Below are 18,169 nucleotides of genomic sequence, written 5' to 3' on the forward strand. Positions count from 1 at the left end.
CCGCAAAGCACGCAAAATTTTTTTTACTGTGTTTGCAATTGGCTTTATTAAGTTCGCAAAGCCGTTGTAGCGAACCTTGCGTAAATCCTTTGCGAACTTTGCGGTTAAAATTTTGAATAAGTGGCAAGAAAAAAATAAAATAATGAAAAACTGGAAGTTTTATAATGCATTGTTTGTGAGAGTATTGTTTATAATGATGCTCTTTTTCTTTTGCGTTTTTTTAATCTATAAAATGTTTTATTACAATGCGTTTTTAGTTGGTTTTTTTGGCGCCATAATGTTGTTTGAAATGTACTTTTTTGTCAAAAACAGATTATTGTTTTATGACAGAACATTGCAATCTATATTGAAAAATGATTTTACGACTAATTTTCCTGAAGTCAATAAAAGAGAGAGTTTCAAAAGTTTATATCTACTGTATGACGCGTTAAAAGTGCAGCAACAAGAACAAACTTCAAAAGAACTTGTTTACCAATCTATTTTAAATAGTATTGATACGGCGACTTTAATTTTAGAAAAAGAAAATGAAGAATGGAATATTTTTTTGATGAACGATTGTTTCTCTAACTTATTTAAAGTTCCAAAAGTCAGTCATTGGAAATATCTTAAAAACTATTTGCCATCACTTTGTTCAGAAGTCGAAAATTTTGGTTTTACAGATTTAAAATCGGCAATTTCGATTAAAATAGAAGAACAGGATTTGCAGACTTTTATGCTCCAAACCTCACACGCAAAGTCATATAATAAAGAGTATTTTATAATTTTATTAGATAGTATTCAGCGTGTAATTGAGAAAAAAGAAAAAGAAGCGTGGATAAATCTGATGAAGATTATTTCGCATGAATTGATGAATTCCCTAACGCCAATTCGTGCGCTTTCGCAGAATTTACTCCACATTGTTGATCAGGATAAACTAGAAGACGATGATTTTGACGATATAAAAAGTAGTATTTCGACCATTATTAATCGAAGCGATCATTTACAGGTTTTTGTTGAGAATTATCGAAAATTAGCCATGCTTCCGACGCCAACAAAAATAATGACGCCAATAAATGCGCTTTTTCAGGATTGCCTCCGAATTATGGATCCAATTCTAAAAGCAGAAAATATTGAATTGATTAATGAGATTCACAGTTCACGCTCTATTTTGATAGATAAAAATCAGATGGAACAAGTGATTATTAACTTGATTACAAACAGTATTTATGCTCTAAAAGAAAAGAGCGAAAAGAAAATGTTTTTATCCAGTTATACAGAGAATAATCGTTTTTTTATAGTTATTTCAGACAACGGAAAAGGAATCGATCAGGAAATTAGAGACAAAGTATTTCTACCATTTTTCACCACAAGAAAAGACGGCGCCGGAATTGGATTAACACTTTCGAAAAATATTATAGAAGCCCACGGCGGTTATTTAAGCTACCAAACCGATGAAGATAAAACGAGTTTCGTGATTTGCTTGATTTAGAATTTAAACCATATAAGTGATATAAGTTCATATTAAGGATTACGTATAAATCTCTCGCAAAGACGTGAAGCTATTTTTATTAATCTCGCAAAGACGCAGAGTCGCAAAGAAAATTTAAAAATAAAAACTTTGCGACTTCGCGTCTTTGCGAGATTAAATGACAAAGTAAATCAAGACAACACTTTAAATGAACTTATATCACTTATATGGTGAAAAACTTTTAAAATTCAATTTCAGGTGTCCAAAAGTGTTTTTCGAGATTTATAATTTGATTGTTTTCTACAATAATGCCTTCGCTTTCCAGAAGTTGCTGCATTAAATTGGTTCCGTCAAAATGGTGTTTTCCGGTCAAAAGACCTTTTCTGTTTACAACTCTGTGTGCAGGAACATCATCCATATTGTGACAGGCATTCATTGCCCAACCGACCATTCGGGCGGAACGCGCGGTTCCTAAAGCTTTCGCAATAGCGCCATAAGAAGTTACTTTTCCATATGGAATTTGTCTGGCGATCGCATAAACTCTTTCGAAAAAATTATCTTCAGCCATAATTTTAAAATTAACCGAAATAGTAACTCAGAATATTAAAAAGCGTTCCGATGGCAATTAATCCTGTGATGCTACCAATAATAGTATTCATGTTTCGCATGATATAATCGGTTTTCTTTTCTATTTTTCCAAAGAAGCCAATGTAGCTGTATAATGCTGCAAATGAACCCAAAACAGATCCGAAAACAAAAGTAAAAATAATGTTATTTTCGAATGCAAAAAGGTGATAAGAAGCTAAAGTAACGCTCACAACCACATAATACGGAATTGGAAAAAAGTTCAAACCTGAGAGCAGCATTCCTAAAAAGAAACGACTTTTTTTACTGCTCTTTTTAATCTTCGATTTTTTTGCTTTTGGTTCTTTGGCGACAAACAAAAAGTAAATCGTTAATATTGAGAAGATAACAAACCCAATTTCGCGTAACAGCGTTACAACATCCGGACGATTATCAATTACCTGAGCAAATAAAACGGCCAAAGAAACCTGAAAAAAGATCACCAAAATGGCACCGGCAACAAACCATAAAGCATTCTTTTTGCCTTCTTTCAAATTTACTTTGGCTGCGGTCATGTTGATTAATCCAGGCGGAATAATCCCAATGAAAGCGGCAAGAAAACCTGAAAGTAATGGGGTAAGTAATGCCATTCAGTTATTTAATGGGTTTGAAAAATCGTTTTTAAAATTAAATTAGTCTTTAATTTTAAAGCGAATATACGTAATTGCCTTATTAATTTCTAAATATTGTTTCTCGTAAAAAGTCTGAAAAGCAGTAACTTCTTCTGGACTTCCTTCGTTTTTATATACGTTATGGTTTGCATATAAAACCTCATGTCCTTCACCGTGAAGCAATCCAAGAGTATATCCGTGCATGAATTCACTGTCGGTTTTTAAGTTTACGACACCGTCTTTTTTAAGGATTCTTTTGTACAATTTCAAAAACTCCGAATTGGTCATTCTGTGTTTTGTTCTTTTGTATTTGATTTGCGGATCCGGAAAAGTAATCCAGATTTCATCCACTTCATTTTCGGCAAAAATATGATTGATTAATTCGATTTGAGTTCGAACAAAAGCAACATTATGAAGACCGTTTTCTACAGCGGTTTTTGCACCTCTCCAGAAACGAGCACCTTTAATGTCTATTCCAATAAAATTTTTGTTAGGATATCTTTCTGCTAATCCAACAGAATATTCTCCTTTTCCACATCCTAATTCTAAAACTAATGGATTGTCATTTTTAAAGAAATCAGAGTTCCATTTTCCTTTCAAAGGCATTAAATCGCCTACAACTTCTTCTCTTGTTGGTTGAAAAACGTTTTGAAACGTTTCGTTTTCTCTGAATCTTTTTAGTTTATTTTTACTTCCCACTTTTACAAAAATTTTCAGCAAAATTAAGGAATATAAACGAATGAAAATAGCCGAAACACGTTTAAAGTTAATTAGCCACGAATTCAAGAATTTTTAATTATCAATTACTATAAAATAGAAGAAGAAAAAATTCGTGAATTCGTGGCTAATCTTAATATTAAGAATATTTTTTTATCCGTAATGAGCCTCAGTAATAGGTTTTAATTTTGGATCAAGAGTTTCGTCATGTTGTGATAAATCAAGTCCAATATGTTCGTTTTCTTCAGAAACACGAAGCGGAATAATAAAGTTGGTTACTTTAAACAATAAATAAGCTCCGAAGAAAGTAAAGATCGAAACCAAAACCAACGCCATCATATGGTGACCGAAAACATTCCATCCGCCATGAAGTAAACTTGCATCTTCGCCATGAGCGAAAATAGCTGTTAGAATCATTCCCATAATTCCGCCAACACCGTGACAAGCGAAAACGTCAAGCGTATCATCAAATCTTTTAGAGAAACGACAGTTTACAACAGAGTTTGAAACTAATGCAGTTATAAATCCGAAAAACATACTTTCAGGAACCGACACAAATCCCGCAGCAGGCGTTATAGCAACCAAACCTACAACGGCTCCAATGCAAGCTCCAAGAGCCGAAACTTTTCTGCCATTCATTCGATCAAAGAAAACCCACGTTAACATTGCAGCAGCAGATGATGTTGTTGTAGTTGCAAAAGCCATTGCAGCAGTTCCGTTGGCTGCAAGTGCAGAACCAGCGTTGAAACCAAACCATCCAAACCATAACATTCCCGTTCCTAATAATACAAACGGAATATTGGTTGGTATATGAGCGCTATTTTTTCTTTTTCCTAAAACAAGAACTCCCGCAAGAGCTGCAAATCCTGAACTCATATGTACAACAGTTCCTCCGGCGAAATCTTTCACTCCAAAATAAGTCCCTAAAATTCCTGTTGGATACCAAACTGAATGGCACAAAGGCGCATAAATAAAAATGGTAAACAAACTAATGAATAATAAATACGATATAAAACGAACGCGCTCTGCAAAAGAACCTGTAATAATTGCCGGAGCAATGATCGCAAATTTCATTTGGAACAAAGCAAATAACATAAACGGAATCGTACTTGCTAATTTTTTATGAGGCAAAACGCCCACATAATCCATAAAAGCAAAAGTTGTTGGATTACCAAAGAAGCTATAAAAATGATCTCCGGAACCAAATCCTACAGGATCACCAAAAGCAAGACTAAAACCAACGACAACCCATAAGAGTGTAACAACGCCCAAACAAATAAAACTTTGCAACATGGTCGAAATCACATTTTTTCTGCCTACCATTCCTCCATAGAAAAACGATAATCCCGGTGTCATAATCAAAACCAGACAGCAAGAAGTTAACATCCAGGCAACATCGGCAGGAACGATATGATCGGTTGTGCCAAATTCAGATAATACATAACTATTTTGAGTAACAGTTGGCCAAAATGCGCCGGTAATACAAACAATACTTATAATAATAAAGGAAATGATCCAGCGTTTTTCTATTTTCATTTTTCAAATACTTTATTTAACCCTATTTTTTTTGGGGTCAAAGTTAAAAAAAAATAAAGATTTTGATTTCAAGGGCTGTTAAAATAGAGGTATAGCTTTTATTTTAGTTAATATTGTAAAATTCGAATCGTTTTTTTGAGACAATCTTATTTTGAACTTCCAAAATAGGACTAATATTGTCAATTATATTATAATTAAATTGATACCGAATTCGCTAAAGTGTTAGAAAAGTTAGGATTATAAGAACAAAGTTCAAAAATGTTTATTTTTTCTGAAGCTTTGCAATCAAAACATCTTCGATTGGCGCTTTTACTTTAATGATCGCATCAATATCATCATTCGGAATCGTCATTGATAAAACATAATGCTGAATTTTCCATTCTTTCCCCACTTTTACCAAAACACCTGAACCGCGACAAATTTTCATTTGCGTATTTAGTAATTCATCAAACCATGCAATTTTTCCGGTTTTATCAAAAAAGATATGACGTTCAAGAGCTGTAAAATTCCAAGTTGTTCCTTTGTCAAAAAAAGGTTTTGCCCATACTTTAAAGTCTTTTTTAATCCAGTTTTCGGTAGCGTCCGTTCCGATGAAAATCGCATCATCAGCCATTAAATTAAAATAAGTATCAAATTTCACATCGGCGGCAGCCTTATGCCAGGCATCGATAGTTTGATTGACTTTATCTTTTTCCGAAGTTTGCGCATTTGCAAAAGAAGCAACGAATAATAGAAGTAGAAGTGATTTTTTCATGATTTATGTTTTGGTTTAAAGTTAAGCAATATTATAGATTAATCTCGCAAAGGCGCAGAGACGCCAAGTTTTTATTTTTGTTCGTTGTGGTGATTTAATCTCGCAAAGGCGCAAAGACACCAAGTTAATTTTCTTTGCGCCCCCGCGCCTTTGCGAGACTAAATAAAAAAGCAAAACTTAAATTAACTTATATCACTTATATGGTATAAGATGATTTAGTATATTTGAGTGCTTTAAAAATAGACATCATGAATCCAAAAATACTTATCAGTTCCGTAATTGTTTCCTCACTACTTTTTGTTTCCTGCAAAAAGGAATTGGAACCACAAGAAAACACACCAACTTCTGAATTAGTTAAATTAGGATTGGAAAAAGACACAGCAAAAGCGAAATCGGTAGTTCAAATGCCGGCAACAAATCCAAATACAGTTTTGGGAGAAACCAAAGGATTAAATCCTGCTCACGGAGAACCCGGACATCGTTGCGATATTGCCGTTGGCGCGCCATTAAATTCAGCACCAACGCAACAAGGACAAACTGCGAATGCGCAACCTGTACAAACGGTTCAAATGAATCCAAGCCAGCAACAAGTAGTCACTACAACAACTGCGGCTCCGGTAAAAGTAGCCAAAGGAATGAATCCGTCGCATGGTCAACCGGGACACAGATGTGATATTCCTGTTGGAGCGCCTTTAAATTCTCCGGTAGCCAAACCAGTTGCTGCAACTCCTGCACAAACCGGAAGTACATCGCAGAATTTTACAGTTACGCCGCCGGCTAATAATGCTGTTCCTACTTTATTAAGTACCGAAAAGCCAGTTGCAACGGCCGAAGGAATGAATCCGCCACACGGACAAGCAGGTCACCGTTGCGATATTGCCGTTGGAGCACCATTGCCAAAATCATAATATAACGCCAATAATAATCTGGGCGTGCCACCAATAAAAAAAGGGGCCAACTATGCAAATCGCTTAGTCGGCCCCTTTTTTTATTGCTGTCGGGCTTTCACTGCTACTTCGGTAGCTTAGCTCTATCCCTCACGCTTACGTAAACAAAGAAATTAATGATATGAGATTCGTTCCAATTTTCCGTAGAGACGCACAGCAGTGCGTCTAACGTTTTGAACACAATTCCTTTGCGATCTCAAAGCAAAGCATAATGCAAAAAACTTCGTGACCTTTGCGTAATCCTTTGCTCCCTTTGCGGTAAAACTTCCTTTTTATTCAATTTCAAAAATCGCCTGAATTTCAACAGCCGAATTTATCGGTAAAGAAGCCGCACCAATTGTAGCTCTGGCATGTTTTCCTTTTTCGCCAAAAACCAAAGCCGTCAAATTCGAAGCCGAATTCATAAGCGCAGCATGTTGCGTATATTCTGGAGTAGTATTAAAATATCCCGTTAATTGCACACATTGTTTTACTTTGTTCAAATCGCCACCGCAAGCTTCTTTTAGAACCGCAATAACATTTAGCATTGTTTGATACGTTGCTTCTTTCGCCTGATCGTCTGTAACCGTTGCGCCAACTTTCCCCGGATTCAAGATCTTTCCTTCTTTCAAAGCCACTTGATTAATATATACTTTATGATCAGAAATCGTAAACGGAACATAATTTCCAACCGGTTTTGGAGCTTCAGGAAGAACGATATTATTGTCTTTTAAAGTTTTGTTGATGTCGATTTTAGTTTCTGTAGAAGTTGTTTTTACAGTTTTTATATTCTCTGTGTTTTTCAATCCAGATGCAGCTCTAGCCAAAGCTTTTCCTTGTTCTTTAGCCAAATTCAATTCGCTTTGAGACGGACGAGTTCCAACAGGCGATCCGGCCAATGAAGTTGCCCCAAACGGAGTATTTCCTTGCGGAACTGTTTTGTCCAAAGTTGCAGTTCCCATAATTCCTGTGGGTACGATTATCATTCCGTGCGAAGCCAGAATATTCCAGAAAGATAAAATCGCAGCTTCTTTTCCTGCTCCGGATCCTGCCGACATAAAAACAGTTGCTGGTTTTCCTTCTAAAGTTCTCGAAGTCCAAAGCGGAATACTTTGGCTGAAAAAGTAATTCATATCAGCGCTAATATTTGCAAAATGCACCGGACTTCCAAAAGCGATTCCGTCATAATTTGCCAATTCTTCGATCGTTGCAACTGGCAATTTCTCAACATCGGCATTTAGTTTTTCTTTTGCATTTATCGAAGGAACACGTTTTATAGTTGCTTTTGTATTTGGATATTCCTGAATTCCTTCAGCAATAGCTTTTGCCATTTTATACGTTCCTCCGTTTTGAGAATAGATCAAAACCAGAACATTTGTTTCAGATGATTTTACTTGTGCATTTACGCCAAAACTTAACAAAACTGCGGTTAGTAATACGAGTAGTTGCTTTTTCATGAGTTTATTTTAAAAAATTATTATAGAGAATCCCAATCAATTTGCTTGTTTTCCGTCAAGGATTAAGTTCGTTTTTTGGGACTGCAAATTTACCTCTTACAATAGCGAAAAGCGTTATTATTATCTTAATTTTATTAGCGAAGTAATTACACAGAACGAATTAGAATATAAATAAAAAATGGCATTATCTAAATCTGAGATAATGCCATTTTTGTATTTGTTGGTATATAAATTAAAACGCTTTCTGTTTTTCGAAAGTCGTCGTAAGTGATTTTTTTGCTTTAGCCAACGCACCACTAAAAGCTTTTTCAAGCGTATCAGAATGTTCTGTAACTGTTATTGGTTGTAGTTTTACTGGGCGAACTTCAATCACACATTTTTTATCGTTTAAGCTGAATTTCTCTCCATTTTCATCTCCAAAATGTACTTCGATGCGGGTTATTTTTTCCTCAAAACGCGCTAAACCTTTTTCTAATTCTCCAGAAAAATAAGCTTCTAATCTTTCGTGTCCTTCGATGTTCTTGTCGGTATTGATTTGAATTTTCATATGGGTTTATATTTAATGATTGTTTCTCAAAGCTATCTTTTTTAGAATGAAAACACAAGTGAGTTAATAAAATATTAAGAAAATAATTACGCTTTTTTTTGTTCGAGTTTATCATTTTATAACGAAGAAATCTTGTAGAGTTTGTCATTTCGAGCGAAGGGAGAAATCACACAAGAAACTCCGTCACGTTTTCATTCCAATTGTCAGGCTGAGCGATCCCGAAGCTTCGGGAGAAGTCTCGCAACAACAAACAAACTAAAAATTCACAACTTTTTAAATCAACAAAGAAAACCCGAACAAACCACAACGTTTTTTGGTATCTTCGCAGTCCTAAACTTCAAAATTATGATCATGAAAAACTTCTTGCCCGTGTGGTACGCTGGCGGTATTGGAAACAACTGCAACGCTTTTGAAGGCGTAGGACAGCTAACCCATACGGGTTTTATATCTCCTAAACTTCAAAATTATGAGTCTAAACACCCTTTCAAAAGAAACAGAATTGCGGTTAAACGAATTTTTCAACCAAGCAACAGATCCTAAAAGTTTCGCAAAAGCAATCCGAAGAGTAAATTATCTTCTCGCGATGTCTTTAATGCGAGAATGCGAAACCCTGCAAATCGATCCAAAAGGAGTTGAAGAAGGTTATTTCTGGCTCAATGAACTAGCCGAAATCTTAAATCCCTATTTGGATGTAAATGATTAAACTATAATAAACGAAAAGCCACTGTGAAGTGGCTTTTTTTATTGTTATTCTTTTTCTGATTGTTTCCTTCTTCCGCCTGCTTTGTCATTCCGAAGAATGAGGAATCTCCGCAAGAAACTCCGTTGCGATTGTCAAACTTGTTTTTCTGCAATTGCGTTTTGAATTTCAAGAACACACGAATCCAAATTCTTTTTAATATCGTTACTCCAAAAACGCAGAATTTTCCAGTTTTGAGATTCCAGATAAGTATTGACTTCTATATCTCGTTGTATATTTCGTTCAATTTTTTTGATCCAGAATTCGCTATTTGTTTTGATGCGATTTCTATCAATATCCCAATTTTTACCGTGAAAAAATTCTCCATCAACAAATATGGCTAATTTTATTTTTTTGAAAGTAAAGTCTGGTTTGCCAAAAACTGTTTTATTGTTTCGACGATATCTATAACCTAATGCCCACAACGCTTTTGCCAAACGAACTTCGTCTTTGGTATTTGTGCTGCGAATTGCACCCATGAGTTTGGAACGTTGTTCAGGATTTAGAAAATCCATAATTACTTGAATTTAAAGTGAATTTAGTAATTATGGATTGTAAAAAATTATATTTTAACTATATTAAGTTTCATTATTACTTTTACGATAATTTAAAAACTTGATTAATAGTAATGGTTTTATCTATAGACTTAAAAATTAAAATTATATATTTTTTCATTTAGAAAGAATTATTCCTCGAGAATCAAAATTATTCTGTCTTCTAAATCATTTTGATGAACGAAGAAAATATTTGATATATCTTCTATTGAATTTTCCATAATTTGTTTGAGCTCAGTTTCATTTTTTGCAAACGAATAGAATATAATAGTAACATTTTTATTGGCCTTATAACTTCTGATTTTTTTAATTACGTCATTTCCATTAAATCCACCTGGAAGATTATAATCCACACAAATTAACGCCATAGTAATACTACTTATTTCCAGATGGGGATCATTTTCTAGATCTTCTAGACTTAAAAAATGAGTTGGCATTACATTGTATCCTTTTTCGTCTTTTGCTTCACTGAAACTTTCGGTAATGTTTTCAACAATTTTAGGATCATCTTCTATCCAAAGTATATTGTGTAATTTCATAGTTATTAATTATTTTTTATTTTGATTATAAATTCTGTGTTTTTTTTGTTCTCATTGTTGTATTCTATTGAGCCATTCATTTCATCCATTATTTTTTTTAAATGATGTAGTCCAATGCCTGATCCAGAGGTAGTTGTAAATCCTAACTCAAATAATTGATTAATATTTTTAGAATCAATACCGATACCATCGTCTATTATTCTAATTTCGAGATAAGTGTCTTTTACTCTAAAGACTATATTTATTAATTGTGCCTTAGCTCTTCTTGAATTACTTATTAAATTATCAATTATAATATTTAATTCTATTGGCTTTACATCAATCAGAAATTCTTCTCCTTTTAATCTGTCGATTGTAATTCTAGGTGATTGATTTTCTACAAGCCCTAATATGTTGTGTATGTATTCTGATAAATATGTAATAACATCTATTTTTACTGATGATGTAAAGAGTTTGAAATTTGCTTTTGACGCAAACTTTGATATAGTTAATATTTTTCTATTCTCAAATAAAGTGTAATCAAGAGTTCTTAAAAGCTTTTCCTTATTAATTTCTTTTCCTTTTCTTAATTGTTTTACAAATAGCTTTAATTCATTATCTATATTTAATGAACCTAATCCAATGTGATGTAAAAAACTTATTACTTCATCAAAATCTTGCGATTTTACAGATTTTAAAAATAGATTCTCAGTTATTTTTTCTTTAAGAGATTCTTCAGCATCTTTTCTTTTTTGCTCTTCTTCAGCTGCTTTTTCTTCAGCTTCTATTCTTTTTGCTTCTTCCTCAGCTGCTTTTTCTTCAGCCTTAATTCTTTTTTTTACTTCTTTTTCGTATTTAGTTTCTTCCTGATCAATTGTTAATAAACTTGCTTGATCATTTGCTTTTAATGCAATAGCTCTTAATTTGTCAAATAGGGGCAAGTTTTTTTCTTCAATGTTTTCAGTTATATAATTAAGAAGATTGTCTGAATAATCAATTAGCTTAATATCTTTCTTTCCTGAAATTTTTTCGACAAAATCAAGAATTTGATTTTTGGCTGTTAAATCAAAAACTTCTTCTTCATTCCCTGTTCTTTTTTTTATTTTCCACAAAATTGGTTCAACAAAACTCTCAAGTTTTCTTAATGTTTCTAAGAAGAAATTTTCAAGTTCTCTTGTTCCTGGAGAATCTATTAAACCACCGTCACGGCTTGATGTCTCTTGAAATTGTTCAGTATTTTCAGAAATTGCAACATGACCAATTAATTCGCGTGTTCCTAAAAATCTTGTACGGCCTTGTGCTTTTCTTTTATTAATGTTGAAAGGATCGTTATTTGGTTCTCCAAACGGTAATATTCTAAAACCATTATTAAATAGAAAGATTGAGCCAAATTCAGATGAAGTAATTCCCATCAACTTCGTAAAGCTGGCTTTTGCGGGAGTATTTAAATAAAAAAGGAGTATGTTTGATTCTAAGGGAATATAATTGAATTTATTTGGTTCTGTTATTTTATAAATTAGATTTCCCCTATCAATTAATTCAGTTTCAATATATTCTTGATCTTCATTCTCAAATATTTTAACCTTAATTTGTGTTGTTGCGATGTTTAATGCCTCAAAAACAAAATTTTTCACTTCACCATTTATTATATTTGATGGATTAAAATCAGGATTTTCTTTTAATTCATTGTCTTTTCCCAATTCTCTAGAACAAATAATTTCAATTGTAAATTCGTTTTGAAGGGTAAAAGGATTTATTAGTTTTGATAAAGATTTTTTTAAATCAATAATTTTTTTCTTGACCATACATTTCTGAGATTTGAGATTTGTAAAATTAATCCGTTTTCAAAATCTTCAAAATTTGTAGTTTTGCTATTTTTGTATTCAATTTCAATATCACTGAATTCGTCTAATGCATCGTCTTCATATTCATCCCAATCAAATTTCAAATTCCAATATGTATCATCGTTTACTTTTCTGGTTGTCATGTCGAGTTTAGACCCAAGTCTATCACTTCCCATTCTACCAATACCTTTTTGTCCGGCATAACTTCTATTTGGATTTATTCGATCTCTATAAGATATGTTTTTATCTTCTTGAAACTCGATATCTTCTACTCCTTCATTCTTAGCTGAATAAGCGATGAAAAGCCATTTGTCTATAATGTCTCTTCTGTTCATCCCTTTCCCATCATCCCAAATAGTGATTTTATCCTTATCAAAAATAATTTTTACTTTTTTAGCATGGGCGTCAAATGAATTTTTCACTAATTCAAATACAGCTACAAAATCATCGGTAATTAAATTTTTTCCTAAAATGTTTTTTAATTGTGAGCTTATTCTAAATTTAAACTCATCGAAAAGTTCTCTTTCTTTTAATACTTCAACTTTTTCAACCTGAGTATTTTTTTCTTTCCAAATTTTAGGAATCAAGGAATTGAAATTTGCTCGTCCGCTTTTTCCAGTGTGAACTGCTCTAAAGCCTAGTAGTTGATTTTCTACCGATCTAATTGTTCGATTTAATTCATTGGCAAGATTATGAATTTTGGGATTGTTTTCGTGAATGCCTTGACCGTTAATTTCAATATATAAGTCGCCCACTTTTTCCAATTCCTCTTTGGTAAAAGGCTTGCCAGTCAAGTCATTTTTTTCGCCCCCAAGAATTCTTTGATATTTTGCCATTATAAAATTTCGTTTAAATGTTTTTTAATCGTTTCTCCAATAGCTTTTGCTAATAATGGAGGAACAGCATTTCCTACTTGGGTATATTGTGGTACTTCAAACTTTCTCATGTCTCCTCCAGTTGTAACTTTAGATCTGAATTCATACCAATCTGGAAATGATTGAAACCTTGCCATTTCACGAACAGTTAAAGTACGAGGTTCGTTAGTGTCATAATGACATAAGTCATCAGGAATAGTTAATTGAGCAGGAGCGGGTTCAAGTTTTCTCAAGGCCCTTTGTGAATGTTTACGAGTAGGGATAGATTTTATTAGAGTTTCAACAACTTCAATGTTTTTGGGAACTTTAGAAATTTCTTTTCCATTATTAATAAATAATAGTTCATGTTTCGAAAATTCAACCATTAATTTATTTAATAAATCTTTCGAAATATCTTTACCTGTAAATAAATCAGTAGCTCCTTTTTTTAATCCATTTTGGAATTGTTCTATAACTTGATAAAATCGAAATCTAGATTTAACCAAAAAGTTATGATTCCTAATCTCGTGATTTTTAATTTGGATTGAATTATTTAAATCATGAGAAAATATTGCATTAATTGAGTTTGCATATTGACCATTGGTTTTGTTTAATTCATATGTAACTGATGTGTTCTTTATATCTTCAATAGCATCGTTGGTGGTAATAAAGTCATTGTTTAGATGAGATTTTTTTGGTAAAATTATTCCATCAAACAATTCTGAATTGTTTTCGATATCATAATATTTAAAATCTTTTTCCGTAATATTCTCTAAATTGTGTTTGTTAGTAATTACTAAATTGTAGAATTTTTCAGATGTTAAAAGAATTTCATTCTTTGCCTGCAATTTTTTCAATTTCGTAAATACATCTTTTCTATACGCTTGTAAAATGAAACGTGGTCTATTTTGAGGAACACCAAAATATTTTGAGTTTAGCATCATACAAACAGGGACATAGCCTTCTAAGGCAAATGCTTTTGAAACCTCCAACCATGCATAATATTTATGTTTACCTTCTTCATCTGCTTCTGTAAAAGGAGCTGTTATTCCTTTAACGTTTTCCAATAGAACAGTTTTAGGTTTTACTAATCCTGCAAATCTTGCAAAAGAAAGTGGCAATTGATTTTTGTGATTGTTTTTTTCTCTTCTTCCTGCTAAACTAAAACTTTGGCACGGAGGTCCACCAGAAACTAAATCAATATTTTTTGCTTTTAGTTCCTTAACAATTTTAGGATTGTTGTCAAGAAAATCTAATAAATGATCAATGTTTCCAATTAGTAATTTTTCTTTTAGATTAATGTTTTTGTCTAAATCGGAAAATTTTCCAATTGATGTCGAAAAGGGATTTTCACGTAATCTGTTTTCTAAATCATTTTCTGGATAATTACTTTTGATCCAGAGTGATTTAGAAGCATTTTTTTTCTCTTTTGATAAAGAGCTAAGATTTTCGTTTAAAATATTATATGCAAAAGTTTCTCCCGCCATGGGAGATAATTCATTGGCAAAAAACAATTCAAATCCAGCGGAATCTAATCCTAGGCTCATTCCTCCACATCCAGCAAAAAGCTCGATATGTGTTAATTTATTCTTCATAATTAAATAATTCTTGAATATTTACTTCAAGAGCTTTTGAAAGTTTTTCGATGATTAAAAGAGATACATTTCTTTTTCCTTTTTCAATATCAGAAATGTATGTTCTGTCGATGTTGGCAATATTTGCCAGATACTCAATGGAGTATTGCTTATTTTCTCTTAAGGATTTTATTTTATGTCCAAATTTTTCTTTCAGATTCATAACCGATAAATGTACTTACGTGCTGACAATTGTCCTCATTTTTTAAAATGATTTGAGTTTTTTCTCATAAAAAAACGCCAATCATTTCTGACTGGCGTTTAAGATTCTAGAAAAGAAAATATCTTTGTGATGATTGTTAATTTTAAATCAAGAAATCTATGATAAGCAGAAGAAATAAAATAATAGCTTTTTTAATCATTATCATAAATATTTATTTTATTCCTGTTTCGGTTTCTATATTTCTATCAAATGGAGGTCCGGAAGGTGTTTCTTATTTGATTTTACCATTTAGTATTTTAATAAATTTATTTTTTGTGCCAGCTGTATTATCATTTAAAAAGAATTTTGAACAGCGAGTTTCAAGAATAAATGAGGTAGGAATTGGATTGATTGTATTGATACTTATTTTAGGGATAGTGTCAGTATATATTTAAAGTTGTAGAAACTCTTGGACTTTGTTTAGAGAGACAAATCTTTGGCTAGTTTCTAGCGTGATTGCTTCGTCCCTCGCAATGACAAGATTGGACGAATTAGCAGTTGTTATTTGCTTGCTGTTAAATCAGATTGGGTAAGTTTCGAGTGTGATTGCTTTCGCCACGGCAAACAGGTCTTTCCTCGCAATGACAAGATAGGTTGAATTAGTGGATGTTTTTATGCAATATTGTGTGATAAAATTACTTCTCTTTATCCTTCTTTCCCCATTTAATTTTCATTTTTCCATCGTCGTCGAGTGCGATTAAATGCAGTACAATTCCGCGGTCGCGAACGGCGTCACGTTCGGCTTTGGTGGCAAGTTTGACGTCGTTTTTAGAGTTTCGGAGTGGGATTGTGAGGGCGAGATTGGTGCCTCGGCCAAAAGAGTAAATTCCGTTGACGTCGAAGTTGAGCACGCTGGAACTGATGGTTAGATTATTGACGTCGATTTGTTCGCCACGCATGTTGAGGTTTCCCGACAAATCACTAAAAGTAATGTTCTTGACATCGCGAAACGGAAACGCAAATTTTCCAACTTTTACAATAGGTTCAAAGTTAAGTAACGCGCCTTGATTGACATTAAAATCAAGTTTTCCGTGCATAGAATTGGTGATTAATTCGCCTTTACTATTGATTAATCCGGTGACATTTGCCTTGCTGCTGAGTTTTCCTTTGATGTTATTTGGCGAAAAAGACTGGATCCCGAAGTTGTTAAACGATCTTAAAAAATTCGCAATATCAACCCGATTTACCTGCGCATTCGAACTAAAATTAAAGTTATTTCCATTTGGTGCGACGATAGTGCTAAAAGTTATGCTTCCGCCAGAAGTTTGCAGAGAACCATTTTTGATAATAAGCCTGGAATCGATCATCTGGATTTCGGCTTTTGTATTGGTGGCGGTCAGTTTATTATAATTTATTTTGTCGGCTTTGATGTTGATATCTACGACGCATTTTTCGATTGCATTTCGCAATTGATGAGACATTGTAGCTTTTTTGGGCGTTGCTTTACTTTTTTGTGAACTCGCCAAAACGCCTAGAAATTGTTTTAGATCGATATTTGGGCAATAAATATCCCAGTTTACGACCATTTTTTCGGGTGCATCATAATATAAATTCAGGAAATTATCGATTTTACCTTCGATATAAACGATGTTTTTATTGTGTTTGTAAGCAATTTTTTTAATCAACAAAGCTTTTTCGGTAAAGTCGAGCTGAACGTTGATTTTTTCGGCGTGAATATTTTTCGGAATAAAATGAAAAGATACATTCTGCACATTTACGTTTCCAATAAAACGCGGTTTGGTGATAAACAAATCGACAATATCAAACTGAAATTTGAGATTTGCTGTAGCGTGACCTTCAGAAAACTGAATCCATTTGTCGTTGCTTGCTTCGTTTAGTTTCGTAACATCAAAATCAGAACTTACGTAACCAGTTGCCAATGGTTTCTCGAGATTATTAATCGATAATTGCGGAATCTTAAGCGGTATATTTTCATAATTTGCTGAAAAATGGGTTAAAATAATAGCCGAATTTGCATCGTTAAAACCTTCTTTTGGTTTAAAATTATTGGTAAAAATACCCTTAAAACTACAATCAGTAAGTTGTCCGTCCGGAATGCTGAGTTCGTTATTTTTTATAATTGGCTGAACTACAATTCTGGGATCGCCTTCGGCATTAAAATCGCCTTTGATGTCACAATTCACATCGATTTCTTTTTTTAGATTAAATCGGTTAAGCTTAGAACTTATGTTTGCCGATAATAAATTGGATGCATTTTGCCATAAAATAGTTGTTCCAATATTGATTCCGAAGAGCGCATTTCCTTTGGCCAAATTAAAATAAGCTGTAATATCAAAAGAATCTGTACCTATTTTGAGACCTTTGGTTACAACATCTATTTTTTGTTTTCCGGAATCATAAGAAACCGCAAAAGTTCCTTTGAGTTCCTTTTGTTTTGCAAAACTTCCGTGTACGGTATTAAAAGCTAAACTGGCAATTTGCGTGTCGAGAAAAACATTTGTTTGCCAATTATCGCCGTCATAATCTACTTTTGTGGCTAAGTTGGCAACGTCAAAATCAAATAGTTTGTGACCTAAACGATTGTCGAGAATAAAGTGAACGCCGTTTAGTTCAACTTGGTCAATGGTAGTTTCGGTTTCGGATTTATTGTTAGGATCTTTTTTCTTTTTAGGTTTAAAGATATTTGCATTCGAATAGCCATTTTCGGCTTTATAAACATAAATATTGGCTTCGTTAATCAGGATTTTATGAATATTGATTTCGTTTTGCAATAAACTCCAAACGTTCAATCGAACCTCAATTTCTTTTGCATCTAATAATGTATGTTTGTGTGTTTGCCATTGATTGTCTTTGATTTCGACATCTTTTAAGGCCAAAGTAAAATTGGGAAAACCAGTTAAGAACTTATAATGAAAATCGCCAATATGAAACTTTCCATTAATGTTTTCGTTGATTTTGGTATTGACTTTGGCGATAATTTCGGTTTTATTTTGGTTGAAATAAATCGATAATCCGCAGCAAGCAAGAAGTAATAAAATGATGAGTCCCAAAATAAAGAAGCCAAAACGTTTGGCATATTTCTTAAAACGAACCGATTGAAAAAAGGTTTTTATATGAAGTAAAATTTCTCTCATTTCGTGTGGATTTTCAGGATCAATAAAGATAAGGTAAAAAACTGACGTTTTTTTAAAAAGATGACGTTCAAATAGTTGTAGGTTAAAACTTATAAATAATACTTTTCGTG

18 protein-coding genes are annotated in these 18,169 nt (G+C 33.1%); 4 read left to right on the forward strand and 14 right to left on the reverse strand.

Annotated elements, in window-relative coordinates:
* The first annotated feature begins 142 nt into the window (after positions 1 to 142).
* Entirely contained in the window at positions 143 to 1,468 is a 1,326-nt protein-coding gene (locus tag CLU81_RS14255) for a PAS domain-containing sensor histidine kinase (RefSeq protein WP_099710417.1), read from the forward strand.
* A gap of 220 nt (positions 1,469 to 1,688) precedes the next feature.
* Here CLU81_RS14255 and CLU81_RS14260 read toward each other — a convergent pair whose 3' ends face one another.
* From CLU81_RS14260 to CLU81_RS14280, 5 genes are all read right to left on the reverse strand, one after another.
* Positions 1,689 to 2,015 carry an MGMT family protein gene (locus CLU81_RS14260; protein WP_099710418.1) on the reverse strand — a complete coding sequence of 109 codons (327 nt, stop codon included), beginning with the start codon at positions 2,013 to 2,015 and terminating at the stop codon, positions 1,689 to 1,691.
* Between the two features lie 10 nt (positions 2,016 to 2,025).
* Positions 2,026 to 2,661: a LysE family transporter gene (locus CLU81_RS14265; RefSeq protein WP_099710419.1), complete on the reverse strand. Its 636-nt coding sequence runs from the start codon at positions 2,659 to 2,661 to the stop codon at positions 2,026 to 2,028.
* A gap of 42 nt (positions 2,662 to 2,703) precedes the next feature.
* A complete protein-coding gene (gene trmB, locus CLU81_RS14270) occupies positions 2,704 to 3,381 on the reverse strand; it encodes a tRNA (guanosine(46)-N7)-methyltransferase TrmB (RefSeq protein ID WP_099712767.1) in 678 nt (225 codons plus the stop codon).
* 171 nt (positions 3,382 to 3,552) lie between these two features.
* Entirely contained in the window at positions 3,553 to 4,935 is a 1,383-nt protein-coding gene (locus CLU81_RS14275; RefSeq protein WP_099710420.1) for an ammonium transporter, read from the reverse strand.
* 262 nt (positions 4,936 to 5,197) lie between these two features.
* Positions 5,198 to 5,689 carry a nuclear transport factor 2 family protein gene (locus tag CLU81_RS14280; RefSeq protein WP_099710421.1) on the reverse strand — a complete coding sequence of 164 codons (492 nt, stop codon included), beginning with the start codon at positions 5,687 to 5,689 and terminating at the stop codon, positions 5,198 to 5,200.
* 248 nt (positions 5,690 to 5,937) lie between these two features.
* Here CLU81_RS14280 and CLU81_RS14285 point away from each other — a divergent pair, with 248 nt between their 5' ends.
* Entirely contained in the window at positions 5,938 to 6,597 is a 660-nt protein-coding gene (locus CLU81_RS14285) for a hypothetical protein (RefSeq protein ID WP_099710422.1), read from the forward strand.
* A 311-nt stretch (positions 6,598 to 6,908) separates the two neighbouring features.
* On the opposite strand, the gene wrbA is transcribed toward CLU81_RS14285, so the two are convergent.
* Together wrbA and CLU81_RS14295 are read right to left on the reverse strand one after the other, a co-directional pair.
* On the reverse strand, positions 6,909 to 8,072 hold the full coding sequence (gene wrbA, locus CLU81_RS14290; protein WP_099710423.1) for an NAD(P)H:quinone oxidoreductase: 1,164 nt from the start codon (positions 8,070 to 8,072) through the stop codon (positions 6,909 to 6,911).
* Between the two features lie 232 nt (positions 8,073 to 8,304).
* Positions 8,305 to 8,619 (reverse strand): HPF/RaiA family ribosome-associated protein, encoded by a 315-nt coding sequence (locus CLU81_RS14295; RefSeq protein WP_099710424.1) that lies wholly within the window; start codon positions 8,617 to 8,619, stop codon positions 8,305 to 8,307.
* Positions 8,620 to 9,085: 466 nt separating this feature from the next.
* Between CLU81_RS14295 and CLU81_RS14300 the strand changes: the two genes are divergently transcribed.
* Complete coding sequence (locus CLU81_RS14300; protein WP_099710425.1) at positions 9,086 to 9,322, forward strand: hypothetical protein; 237 nt, start codon at positions 9,086 to 9,088, stop codon at positions 9,320 to 9,322.
* A 131-nt stretch (positions 9,323 to 9,453) separates the two neighbouring features.
* Here CLU81_RS14300 and CLU81_RS14305 read toward each other — a convergent pair whose 3' ends face one another.
* The 6 genes from CLU81_RS14305 to CLU81_RS14330 all read right to left on the reverse strand — a co-directional run bounded on the left by CLU81_RS14305 (position 9,454) and on the right by CLU81_RS14330 (position 14,925).
* Positions 9,454 to 9,873 carry a very short patch repair endonuclease gene (locus CLU81_RS14305; RefSeq protein ID WP_099710426.1) on the reverse strand — a complete coding sequence of 140 codons (420 nt, stop codon included), beginning with the start codon at positions 9,871 to 9,873 and terminating at the stop codon, positions 9,454 to 9,456.
* A gap of 170 nt (positions 9,874 to 10,043) precedes the next feature.
* Complete coding sequence (locus tag CLU81_RS14310; protein ID WP_099710427.1) at positions 10,044 to 10,451, reverse strand: response regulator transcription factor; 408 nt, start codon at positions 10,449 to 10,451, stop codon at positions 10,044 to 10,046.
* A gap of 5 nt (positions 10,452 to 10,456) precedes the next feature.
* Positions 10,457 to 12,235 (reverse strand): ATP-binding protein, encoded by a 1,779-nt coding sequence (locus CLU81_RS14315; protein ID WP_099710428.1) that lies wholly within the window; start codon positions 12,233 to 12,235, stop codon positions 10,457 to 10,459.
* A complete protein-coding gene (locus CLU81_RS14320; RefSeq protein ID WP_099710429.1) occupies positions 12,208 to 13,110 on the reverse strand; it encodes an ATP-binding protein in 903 nt (300 codons plus the stop codon). Before CLU81_RS14320 ends, CLU81_RS14315 begins: the two co-directional genes overlap by 28 nt.
* Positions 13,110 to 14,723 (reverse strand): DNA cytosine methyltransferase, encoded by a 1,614-nt coding sequence (locus CLU81_RS14325; RefSeq protein WP_099710430.1) that lies wholly within the window; start codon positions 14,721 to 14,723, stop codon positions 13,110 to 13,112. Before CLU81_RS14325 ends, CLU81_RS14320 begins: the two co-directional genes overlap by 1 nt.
* Entirely contained in the window at positions 14,713 to 14,925 is a 213-nt protein-coding gene (locus CLU81_RS14330) for a helix-turn-helix domain-containing protein (protein WP_099710431.1), read from the reverse strand. Before CLU81_RS14330 ends, CLU81_RS14325 begins: the two co-directional genes overlap by 11 nt.
* A 158-nt stretch (positions 14,926 to 15,083) precedes the next feature.
* Between CLU81_RS14330 and CLU81_RS14335 the strand changes: the two genes are divergently transcribed.
* Positions 15,084 to 15,359, forward strand: coding sequence for a hypothetical protein (locus tag CLU81_RS14335; RefSeq protein WP_099710432.1), 276 nt, complete (start codon positions 15,084 to 15,086; stop codon positions 15,357 to 15,359).
* Positions 15,360 to 15,599: 240 nt separating this feature from the next.
* Here the strand turns inward: CLU81_RS14335 and CLU81_RS14340 are convergent, their stop codons facing one another.
* The gene (locus tag CLU81_RS14340; protein WP_099710433.1) at positions 15,600 to 18,059 is read right to left on the reverse strand and encodes an AsmA family protein; all 2,460 of its coding nucleotides are present in this window, start codon (positions 18,057 to 18,059) and stop codon (positions 15,600 to 15,602) included.
* Between the last annotated feature and the right edge of the window lie 110 nt (positions 18,060 to 18,169).

The organism is Flavobacterium sp. 9 (assembly GCF_002754195.1).
In the GTDB taxonomy this organism is placed as follows: Bacteria; Bacteroidota; Bacteroidia; order Flavobacteriales; family Flavobacteriaceae; genus Flavobacterium.

Excerpts from the sequence above, each read along its gene's own strand:
- CLU81_RS14255 (WP_099710417.1), top strand. The coding sequence starts at position 143 with ATGAAAAACTGGAAGTTTTATAATGCATTGTTTGTGAGAGTATTGTTT.
- CLU81_RS14260 (WP_099710418.1), bottom strand. The coding sequence starts at position 2,015 with ATGGCTGAAGATAATTTTTTCGAAAGAGTTTATGCGATCGCCAGACAA.
- CLU81_RS14265 (WP_099710419.1), bottom strand. The coding sequence starts at position 2,661 with ATGGCATTACTTACCCCATTACTTTCAGGTTTTCTTGCCGCTTTCATT.
- CLU81_RS14275 (WP_099710420.1), bottom strand. The coding sequence starts at position 4,935 with ATGAAAATAGAAAAACGCTGGATCATTTCCTTTATTATTATAAGTATT.
- CLU81_RS14280 (WP_099710421.1), bottom strand. The coding sequence starts at position 5,689 with ATGAAAAAATCACTTCTACTTCTATTATTCGTTGCTTCTTTTGCAAAT.
- CLU81_RS14285 (WP_099710422.1), top strand. The coding sequence starts at position 5,938 with ATGAATCCAAAAATACTTATCAGTTCCGTAATTGTTTCCTCACTACTT.
- wrbA (WP_099710423.1), bottom strand. The coding sequence starts at position 8,072 with ATGAAAAAGCAACTACTCGTATTACTAACCGCAGTTTTGTTAAGTTTT.
- CLU81_RS14295 (WP_099710424.1), bottom strand. The coding sequence starts at position 8,619 with ATGAAAATTCAAATCAATACCGACAAGAACATCGAAGGACACGAAAGA.
- CLU81_RS14300 (WP_099710425.1), top strand. The coding sequence starts at position 9,086 with ATGAGTCTAAACACCCTTTCAAAAGAAACAGAATTGCGGTTAAACGAA.
- CLU81_RS14305 (WP_099710426.1), bottom strand. The coding sequence starts at position 9,873 with ATGGATTTTCTAAATCCTGAACAACGTTCCAAACTCATGGGTGCAATT.
- CLU81_RS14310 (WP_099710427.1), bottom strand. The coding sequence starts at position 10,451 with ATGAAATTACACAATATACTTTGGATAGAAGATGATCCTAAAATTGTT.
- CLU81_RS14315 (WP_099710428.1), bottom strand. The coding sequence starts at position 12,235 with ATGGTCAAGAAAAAAATTATTGATTTAAAAAAATCTTTATCAAAACTA.
- CLU81_RS14320 (WP_099710429.1), bottom strand. The coding sequence starts at position 13,110 with ATGGCAAAATATCAAAGAATTCTTGGGGGCGAAAAAAATGACTTGACT.
- CLU81_RS14325 (WP_099710430.1), bottom strand. The coding sequence starts at position 14,723 with ATGAAGAATAAATTAACACATATCGAGCTTTTTGCTGGATGTGGAGGA.
- CLU81_RS14330 (WP_099710431.1), bottom strand. The coding sequence starts at position 14,925 with ATGAATCTGAAAGAAAAATTTGGACATAAAATAAAATCCTTAAGAGAA.
- CLU81_RS14335 (WP_099710432.1), top strand. The coding sequence starts at position 15,084 with ATGATAAGCAGAAGAAATAAAATAATAGCTTTTTTAATCATTATCATA.
- CLU81_RS14340 (WP_099710433.1), bottom strand. The coding sequence starts at position 18,059 with ATGAGAGAAATTTTACTTCATATAAAAACCTTTTTTCAATCGGTTCGT.